Source organism: Chryseobacterium sp. MMO-72, assembly GCF_037146035.1.
GTDB classification, from domain to species: Bacteria; Bacteroidota; Bacteroidia; order Flavobacteriales; family Weeksellaceae; genus Chryseobacterium; species Chryseobacterium indicum.
In genome coordinates, this window is sequence record NZ_JBBCWG010000020.1 from 47,239 (window position 1) to 56,471 (window position 9,233).

Here is a 9,233-nt window from a genome sequence, read left to right on the forward strand (position 1 = left end):
TTTATTTTTATCTGTTCATGAGTATATTCTCAATCGATTCTAAAATTTCTTTTTCAATATTTTCTTCGGTAATTGTTTCCAGAGTATATTTCTGCTCCTTAAAAGCAGCGGTTCCTGTTCCGTTCTGAAAAATGGTGTCCTGATGAATTCCGATGCGTTTCAGATTTTTATCGGCAACGAACATGATGTGCGGAAATTTATCATTCGTGTAAAAATTAGATTCCACATTTCTGGAAATCTGAAGTTTCATATGGGTTTGTGAATTGACGCCCAAACCGTTTTTATTTTCTTCATTAAAAGTTACCTTACAGCCAAATCCGTTTTCTCTCAGCATTCTTCTGAATTCCTGCATTTTGGGTTCGATGAGGTTTTTACTCAGCGTTCTGAACCCTTCAATAAACATATCTTCCTCGCTTTTCTTCTTGGCAAGACTTTCCTGCAGTTTCTGTTCTTCCGTTTTTAAATTGGAAAACAGAGAATTAAGCCGTTCTATATTTTCTTCCTTCATGGTAATTAAAAATCAATAAATACTTGTCCTGTTTTTAAGTTCCGAAATATCGTGAATTTTTTTGAGTAGATTGATACGTTGCATTCAGGCTTAAATTATTAGTTCCATCTTTTTATTACTTTGACTCCGTTAAACCTTTGGTTTGTAATTAATAAAAATTATGGTCAGTTTTAAAAAATATCAGTTTACTTTCCAACCTTTTTAGCCAATCATGCATCTTTATAAAAAAGATCAATATGAAAATAACGATACCAAAACCATGTCACGAAAACTGGGAAATGATGACACCCGAAGACAAAGGACGATTTTGCGCAGTCTGTTCAAAGACGGTGAGAGATTTTACGAACGCTTCGGATGAAGAAATCATCAATGCTTTTTCCAACACATCAGAAAATATCTGCGGAAATTTCAACGAATCTCAACTCGACAGAGATCTGCATTATTCTTACCTCAATTCGCTCCTTACCAAATTCGCAGTAGGCTTTGTTTTTACAACAGCGGGCTTTGTCGCCCTGAATGCACAGAAGACTACAGCGAAAGATACTATAAACAGGGAAAGAACCGATGGAATTGTTATAACATCAGGAATTATACGCAAAAAAGTATGTGAGACAGATATTTCTAAAGATGCAAAGATTAAAGATCTTGATAATCAATTAATAGGAAAAGCTTCAGTTGCAAAGGTAAAAGATACAACTCAAAGGGACAGACTGATTCTCGGAGGCATTCATTCCGTTAAAATTGATGATTACAGACCGTTGTATGTTCTGGACGGAAAGATCATCAGTGAAAAGAAGTTCCGGAAATTAGACCAGAAGTCCATAAAAACAATGAATATTTTGAAGGGAGCTTCAGCAACTGCAATTTATGGTGAGAAAGGAAAAAACGGAGTTATTCTGGTAAAGACGAAATGATTTTTTAGTGTAATAGCAAAAAGAACTATGCTAATCAAAAATTTTTAATTGATATGTCTGTCATTTTGAGCGAAACGAAGTGAAGCTGAGAAATCTTAAATTACTTCATATTAAGAGATTCTTCACTGCATAATGCTTCGCAAAATTCCTTTCAGAATGACAGTTTTACTTTTTTAAAATATAACACATTAGTCACATAAGTTTAGTTTAATGAAATATTTAGTAGATCATATAAGAAGAAAATCAAAGATTTTCATAAACTAATGTGTTCTTATATAAAACTTAGAATTATTTTAAAATCTTATGTGACTTAAGTGTTTAAAAACTTTTCAACCTGCAAAGCTGTCATTTTGAGCGAAACGAAGTGGAGTCGAAAAATCTAAAAACAACTGCATCTTGATAGATTCATGATTTCATAATGCTACGCAAAATTCCATTCTGAATGACAGTTTTACTGCTTTAAAATATAACACATTAGTCACATAAGTTTAGTTTAATGAAGTATTCAGAAGTTCACATAAGAAGAAAATCAAAGATTTTCACCCCTGCTTCATCTAAAAGCTGACAAGAAGATAAAATTTGTTTTATCTTGAACAATCTCATCCTTCAAAAATATCATTTTCCTGAGGAAAAACAATTTTTACTTTACAAATAAATCTTTGCAGGTATACCGAAGCTTTTTGTTATTAATGCTTACTCTTCCGTTATATTCGTAGAGAGAAACCGAATCGAAATGCACTGCAATTTTATGAATCTCAATTTCAAGATCCACATCATGGTTGTTCGAAAATATTACTTTGCTCAATTTTACGCCTTTGTATATCTTAAAAGCTGAATTCCTGATAATTGAATATCTTTGTTTAACATGGCGGTTAAGAAGACTTATCCCGAACTCAGGTTCATAAAAAACGAGTTGAGTACTTTAATTATTAAGCAAATTCATGATTAAAGTAAAAAAATGCTGTTGAATTAATATTCATAGACATCAATTAAACTAATGTTTTCGGGTATTTTTAAAGATTCCCGTTTTCTTTTGAAATCATTCTTCTTTAAATTTTTTAAGACATAATTTTCCTCAGTATTTAAAATCCAGTAATCTGTACTCTCTTTATCCGGAATCTCAAGAGTATCCATACTATCGTGTACATTCATCCTTTTCATGCCGTGTCTTTCTGCAATAATGAATTCCTGATAAACATTCACTTTAATAACTTTTGCAGGAATGATCGCTGTTTCCGAATCCCATCCGTCATCCGGAGCTATAAATATTTCTTGCGCCGAATTTCTGTAAAGCGTATAATTTCCTGTTAAGTCCTTTGTAAAATCCTGTACTCCCGGACCAAAAGCGAAAGGCAGTCCCAATGGAATTTTATTACTTCTTAAAAGACCAATCATTAGCAGTAAGAGAATAATTCCAATAAAAAATACAGTTACTTTCAGATATTTTCTCATGCAAAAACAGTATTTAAATTTTAAAAAATCTTCTTTCTGAATACAAAAACGATTACTCCCGAAAAGAGCAGACACGTGATTGCTATACAAAAACTAATCAGTTCGGTTCTTCGTATGGGCTTGGTCTGAAACTTAATTTCCTTAATTGCTTTCTTTTGTACATGATCGATTACCGGCGGTGTATACAACGCCAGTCTTTCTTCCAGAACAGGCTTATTAAAACCGTACTCTTTTGCCATTTTATAAGTTTCTGCGGCTTCTTCTTTTTCCCGCATCAGGTAAGAAATATTCCCGAGATCAAATAAAAGCTGTGCTACTATTTTATCCTTCGGTTTTACAAAAGAAACCCTCTCATTAAGCTGATAATACAATTGCTTTCTCAAAACAAAAAGTTCCTTGTCCTCTCTTTCCGATTCAGGAAATTTTCCATTTCCAAAATCATTTCCGATTAAAAATCTGGAATTGATCAACTTTCCGCCTTTCATTTTGGCTTTCAGAATATTGATGTGAATCCATTCGGAACCGTAGTGAGAATTCGGGTTTATTTTTACTGCTTTTTCAATCCAGCGCAACGCTTCGGCATTATTCCCGATCAGTTCATAAGCGGTACCGATATTAGAAGCGGTAGAATATCGGTTCGGTTCCTCTTTTTCAATCTTTTTGTAAAGTTCGATGGCTTCCTTGTATTTTCCCTGAATAATCAGGATCAGTCCTTTATCTGAAAGGTAATTCAGTTTTCCTGTTTCCCTATAGCCTTTTTCCAGCGATAACAGTATTTTATTAAGCTCTTCGGTATTGGTAAAATAATGACCATACGGTACATATCCTTCATAATCTTCATAGAGAATGGTTCCGTCTTCGAGATGCAGTGTTTCTCCGTTCAGGCATCCGAATGCGGGAACAGAAAATAAAACCCCGAACAATACACTAAAAAAATATTTCCTCATATCCGATTTCTATGGTTACAGGTTTTAAAAAAGTTTTTATCTGCAAAAGATACAAAACCTGCCGCATAAAATTAATTTTAATAATCAAATAAGTCACATTATTTTAACCAAATATAAAAGATTACACGAGAAGAAAATCAAATATTTTCATAAACTAATGTGTTCTGATCTAAAGCTTAAATTATTTAAAATCTTATGTTACTGATGTGTTTAAAAACACTGTCATTTAATCTGCTACACTGTCATTTTGAGCGCAACAAAGTGAAGTCGAAAAATCTAAAATCAAAACATTTTAATAGATTCTTCATTACATAATGCTTCGCAAAATTTCATTCTGAATGACAGAGTGATTTACTGTTTTTAAATTATAACACATTAGTCACATAAGTTAGTTTAATGAAATATTTAGAAGATCACATAAGAAGAAAATCAAAGATTTTCATAAACTAATGTAATCTGATATAAAGCTTAAAATTATTTTAAAATCTTATGTGACTTAAGTGTTTAAAAACTCTTCAACCTGCAAAGCTGTCATTTTGAGCGCAACGAAGTGGAGCCGAAAAATCTCATATTAATAGATTCTTCATTTCATAATGCTTCGCAAAATTTCATTCTGAAGGACAGGATTTTTAAATATAACACTTAAGTCACATAAGTTAGTTTAATGAAGTATTCAGAAGATCACATAAGAAGAAAATCAAAGATTTTCATAAACTAATGTGTTCTTATATAAAACTTAGAATTATTTTAAAAGCTTATGTGACTTAAGTGTTTAAAAACTTTTCAACCTGCAAAGCTGTCATTTTGAGTGCAACTAAGTGGAGTCGAAAAATCTAAAAAACAACTGCATCTTGATAGATTCTTCATTACATAATGCTTCGCAAAATTCCATTCAGAATGACAGTTTTACTGTTTTAAAATATAACACATTAGTCACATAAGTTTAGTTTAATGAATAATTAGAAGTTCACATAAGAAGAAAATCAAAGATTTTCAAAAACTAATGTGTTCTGATCTAAAGCTTAAATTATTTAAAATCTTATGTGACTAATGCGTTTGAAAACTTTTCAACCTGCAAAACTGTCAATTTGAGTGTAACGAAGTGAAGCCAAAAAATCTAAAAAACAACTGTATCTTGATAGATTCTTCATTACATAATGCTTCGCAAAATTCCATTCAGAATGACAGTTTTACTGTTTTAAAATATAACACATTAGTCACATAAGTTTAGTTTAATGAATAATTAGAAGATCACATAAGAAGAAAATCAAAGATTTTCATAAACTAATGTGTTCTGATCTAAAGCTTAAATTATTTAAAATCTTCTGTGACTTAAGTGTTTAAAAACTCTTCAACCTGCAAAGCTGTCATTTTGAGCGCAACGAAGTGGAGTCGAAAAATCTAAAAACAACTGCATTTTAAGAGATTCTTCATTGCATAATGCTGCGCAAAATTTCATTCAGAATGACAGGAAAATTTCACCGCAAAAGGTACAAAAGATAATGATAAAGCGGAGTTTCAGAATAATAAAAGCCCTCAAAAGTATAAAATCAGAGATTTTTAAAAACTGTTGTGTTCTTTTATTCTTACGCTTGTTACCTTTAATAAAGCATCAAAATCTTTTGTGGCTTTTGTGGTTAAAAAAGTACGTGCAGCAATCAACAAATCGTTGATTTTACGGCTGGTTTCCGGAAGTTCCTGTTTTTCCTTCGCTGTTCGTCTTTTGCAGGGAAGAATTTTTGGCAGCTTTTACCAGCTCATTGGTGTCGCTGTACAGAAGTTCCCAGCCGGAAACACCCTTCATCACGGTTAATAAACTGATGTAGGCTTTCAGGTTTTTCTCAAGATCTTTGCGGATGGCGCTTGCGCTCGTCATTTGTCGGAGGTCTGCGTTGGCTTCTGCCTGATCGGCAAATAAGGTCTCAAAATCTTCATGTTTCGTTTTCATTTCTGTGAATGCAGCATTGATGGAAAGCAGTCCGATTTTTTGCATATTTTCAGGAGTTTCCAGTTCTTCGACGAGCTTTTTCATCTGTGCGGTCTGCGAAGAATAGCTTAAACGGTCAAGATCCAGTCCGTACTTCTTCAATACATTGTACAAATCTTCGGCAGCCTGATAATTGGGCGCAGAAGAAAGTTTACGGTATCCGTTGAGAAAGGCTTTCAGATTGGTGTAAGCGACATCCCTTTCATGATCTGCCGTTGCCACATCCTTCCCTTTTCCACTGTAGCTCTGCTTTGCATAGACTTTATCGTATTCTGTGTACGAATTCTGTAAAGCCAAAGTAAGAGGATGATTATCAACTATGGTATATTTCCCTTACTGTGCATTTGAGAGAATACGTTGAGATAAAGTAGCGAGATCTTTAGTACTCAGTTTTGTGAGTGCAATTTTCATTTTGTTTGCGTTTTTTTGATTAATAATTTAAAAAACCAAATATAAAAAAACTTCTTTGATTACAAACAACTCTGTTTTAAACCTCCGGAGTTCTCCGAAACTTACAAACACTATTGTTTTAAACGACAGAAGTCCTCCGGAGGTTTCCCGCAACTTGCAGGAGAATTCCGGAGATGTACGGAATTCGCAAACAAATTTGTTTTTAATCTCCGGAGGACTCCGGAAGTTTCCTGCAGATTGTTGGAGAGGTTTTGCGGTTGGAGAAGATTAATAAGATTTTACGAACTATAAATTTCCGTAGAAATACGGAAAGGATTATAATCATCGTTTTTTTATATTTGGAAACTTATATAGTTTGAATTAGTTTATAATAATTCAATTTAAAAAATATTAATCAAAAAATTTAAATTAAATATGTATGGCGAAAATTATTTCATTATTTAATCACAAAGGTGGAGTAAGTAAGACTACAACCGTATTTCATTTAGGCTGGAAACTTGCATCTCTAGGAAAAAAAGTTTTAATGATTGATGCCGATCCTCAATGTAATCTTACTGGCTTAACTTTAGGACTAGATGATTATGATTCTTTATTAAAATTTTATGAAAATAAAAATAATACGGACATATTCAGTAGTTTAGCTCCAATTTTTGAATTTTCAAATATAGAAGCTAAAGAAAACCCTCATGCTATTACAGCTACTAAAAATCCAAATTTATTTATCTTAGCTGGAAATATACGCTTCTCTGAATTAGATATTCAGATTGCTACAGCTTTAACAAGTAGTGGCACAATCCCTATTCTACGTAAATTTGTAGGTGCCTTCAATAATTTCGTGAGAAAAATTGCTGAGGAAAATGATATTGACATTGTTGTTGTAGATATGAGCCCAAGCGTTTCCTCAACAAATCATTGTATATTCATGAGTTCAGATTATTTTATTATTCCTGTCTCTCCTGATTTTTACTGCTATCAAGCAATAGACTCTTTAAGCAATGTTCTTCCAAAATGGGCAGAAGATATTGAAAAATTTAAAGGAGATGGAGAAGATTCTATTCCTAATGCAAACCCTAAGATGTTAGGCTTTATAAGCCAAAATTATAGAATTTATACTGTAGGTAGAACATCAGTCACAAATGAAGATGAATTAACTCCAAAACGAATGTCTAAAGTTTATCAAGATTGGTTAGAAAAAATTAATGATATTCTTAACAATAAACTTGTGCCTGAATTAAGAAAAAAAGACATGATTATAGATGAGTCTATTTTTAAGGAGTCAGTAACATATGGAGAAGCATATCATCTCTCTGGTGTTCAAAATTTTAGTGGTTTAATACCAGTATCTCAAGCAACTGCTAAACCTATCTTCGAACTTAATAAGTCTGATGGAAATTGGACAGGAGCAAGATGGAAATGGAAAAAAAACGGTAAAGAATATGGTATAAAAAATAATATTGAAGAAGCTGATATGGTTTATGGTAATCTTGCTGAAGCAGTAATTAAAATGATTTAAATGAAATAAAAAAAAATCTTGTTAATTTACATAATCTAAAAATCATATAATAAAGCAAACTTATAATTGGATTTTAAAATTACTATAAAAACCCTGCCTCACCGCAGGTTTTTTCATATCCATACCCTACGCTCAAATTTTCTATCTTTGAAATGCAATTCTTAAAAAAAACGATAGCATTCATGAACAAAAGAATACAAAAAATTGAGAATAATGTTCAGGATAGAAATTCTGTGGCATGGAAGAAACTTTGTGAGTATATCGATCGGGTTGCCGAAGACGGAAGGGAAGAATTTTCGCCGGCGGAAGAACTTGGCTATGATCTTTTTTCCCAGATTCATACCCTTCCGGAAACGATTTCAAAACTTAAAAAGGTAAAAAAAGTCCGGCTGTACGGAAGTAAACTCAAGCGGATTCCTCCAGAAATCGGACAGATGGAAGCACTGGAATATTTTGATGTGTACACTTCCTACGATTTGCATTGGTTCCCTTATGAGATCATCTACTGCAAAAATTTAAAAGACAGCAGAATGAGCACGAGAGCCGTCTACGGCAATTATAGAAACAGAATGGGCTTTCCGGATTTAAGCCAAAACCCTGTCCGTTACTCAGGCGAAACCGTACAGTGCAGCGTGTGCCGCAAAACAATGAGCTATGAAAAGACCAGTCAGCTCTGGATCTCTCTTTGGGTAGGAACCGATGTAATGCCTTTACTGGTGAATCTCTGCTCAGAAGAATGCCGGAATGCACTCCCACAACCACCTGAAAATTATATTCAGCACGCCCATAAAGGAAGTTCCGCCTTACAACAGCCTACGCGATGAAAATGAACGTTTTGAGCAACAATTAAAAGCTTATAAATTGAAGAAAATACGATTGAAACTTTGCAGGAAAAGGAAGTCCCGACGAACGAAATAAATACAGATGAACCGCCAAAACTGATTAGATTCATCAGAAAAATATGGGAGCGATAAGCGTTGACACTTATTCTATTCTGCTGTCATTTTGAGCGAAACAAAGTGGAGCCGAAAAATCTCATATTAAGAGATTCTTCATTGCATCATGCTTCGCAAAATTCCATTCTGAATGACAGTTTTACTGCTTTAACATATAACACATTAGTCACATAAGTTGTTATTTTAAATATTTAAAGATCACATAAGAAGAAAATCAAAGATTTTCATAAACTAATGTGTTCTGATCTAAAGCTTAAATTGTTTTAAAATCTTATGTGACTTATGTGTTAAAAAAAACTCTTACATTCAATCTACAGCACTGTCATTTTGAGCGAAACGAAGTGGAGTCGAAAATCTTATATTAAAAGATTCTTCACTGCATAATGCTTCGCAAAATTTCATTCTGAATGACAGAGGGATTTTACTGCTTTAAAATATAACACATTAGTCACATAAGTTGTTATTTTAAATATTTAAAGATCACATAAGAAGAAAATCAAAGATTTTCATAAACTAATGTGTTCTGATCTAAAGCTTAAATTGTT

Annotated in this window: 9 protein-coding genes; 4 read left to right on the plus strand and 5 right to left on the minus strand. The window is 32.9% G+C overall.

What is annotated here, in order from left to right:
- Positions 1-7 precede the first annotated feature (7 nt).
- The gene (locus tag WFH39_RS19925) at positions 8-508 is read right to left on the minus strand and encodes a hypothetical protein (RefSeq protein ID WP_336691182.1); all 501 of its coding nucleotides are present in this window, start codon (positions 506-508) and stop codon (positions 8-10) included.
- 236 nt (positions 509-744) lie between these two features.
- Between WFH39_RS19925 and WFH39_RS19930 the strand changes: the two genes are divergently transcribed.
- Positions 745-1,422: a hypothetical protein gene (locus tag WFH39_RS19930; RefSeq protein ID WP_336691183.1), complete on the plus strand. Its 678-nt coding sequence runs from the start codon at positions 745-747 to the stop codon at positions 1,420-1,422.
- A gap of 640 nt (positions 1,423-2,062) precedes the next feature.
- Here WFH39_RS19930 and WFH39_RS19935 read toward each other — a convergent pair.
- The 4 genes from WFH39_RS19935 to WFH39_RS19950 form a co-directional block, all read right to left on the minus strand.
- Complete coding sequence (locus tag WFH39_RS19935) at positions 2,063-2,227, minus strand: hypothetical protein (RefSeq protein ID WP_336691184.1); 165 nt, start codon at positions 2,225-2,227, stop codon at positions 2,063-2,065.
- Positions 2,228-2,391: 164 nt separating this feature from the next.
- The gene (locus WFH39_RS19940; protein ID WP_336691185.1) at positions 2,392-2,874 is read right to left on the minus strand and encodes a DUF3997 domain-containing protein; all 483 of its coding nucleotides are present in this window, start codon (positions 2,872-2,874) and stop codon (positions 2,392-2,394) included.
- Positions 2,875-2,894: 20 nt separating this feature from the next.
- Positions 2,895-3,821, minus strand: a complete 927-nt coding sequence (locus WFH39_RS19945) for a tetratricopeptide repeat protein (RefSeq protein WP_336691186.1) — start codon at positions 3,819-3,821, stop codon at positions 2,895-2,897.
- Between the two features lie 1,675 nt (positions 3,822-5,496).
- The gene (locus WFH39_RS19950; RefSeq protein WP_336691187.1) at positions 5,497-6,105 is read right to left on the minus strand and encodes a DUF6261 family protein; all 609 of its coding nucleotides are present in this window, start codon (positions 6,103-6,105) and stop codon (positions 5,497-5,499) included.
- A gap of 169 nt (positions 6,106-6,274) precedes the next feature.
- On the opposite strand from WFH39_RS19950, the gene WFH39_RS19955 reads away from it, so the two are divergent.
- From WFH39_RS19955 to WFH39_RS19965, 3 genes are all read left to right on the plus strand, one after another.
- On the plus strand, positions 6,275-6,490 hold the full coding sequence (locus WFH39_RS19955) for a hypothetical protein (RefSeq protein ID WP_336691188.1): 216 nt from the start codon (positions 6,275-6,277) through the stop codon (positions 6,488-6,490).
- A gap of 147 nt (positions 6,491-6,637) precedes the next feature.
- Entirely contained in the window at positions 6,638-7,732 is a 1,095-nt protein-coding gene (locus WFH39_RS19960; RefSeq protein WP_336691189.1) for a ParA family protein, read from the plus strand.
- Positions 7,733-7,914: 182 nt separating this feature from the next.
- Positions 7,915-8,556: a hypothetical protein gene (locus WFH39_RS19965; RefSeq protein WP_336691190.1), complete on the plus strand. Its 642-nt coding sequence runs from the start codon at positions 7,915-7,917 to the stop codon at positions 8,554-8,556.
- Positions 8,557-9,233: the final 677 nt, after the last annotated feature.

Bases quoted from the DNA above. Each gene is read 5' to 3' on its own strand.
- WFH39_RS19925 (WP_336691182.1), bottom strand. From the start codon at position 508: ATGAAGGAAGAAAATATAGAACGGCTTAATTCTCTGTTTTCCAATTTA.
- WFH39_RS19930 (WP_336691183.1), top strand. From the start codon at position 745: ATGAAAATAACGATACCAAAACCATGTCACGAAAACTGGGAAATGATG.
- WFH39_RS19940 (WP_336691185.1), bottom strand. From the start codon at position 2,874: ATGAGAAAATATCTGAAAGTAACTGTATTTTTTATTGGAATTATTCTC.
- WFH39_RS19945 (WP_336691186.1), bottom strand. From the start codon at position 3,821: ATGAGGAAATATTTTTTTAGTGTATTGTTCGGGGTTTTATTTTCTGTT.
- WFH39_RS19960 (WP_336691189.1), top strand. From the start codon at position 6,638: ATGGCGAAAATTATTTCATTATTTAATCACAAAGGTGGAGTAAGTAAG.
- WFH39_RS19965 (WP_336691190.1), top strand. From the start codon at position 7,915: ATGAACAAAAGAATACAAAAAATTGAGAATAATGTTCAGGATAGAAAT.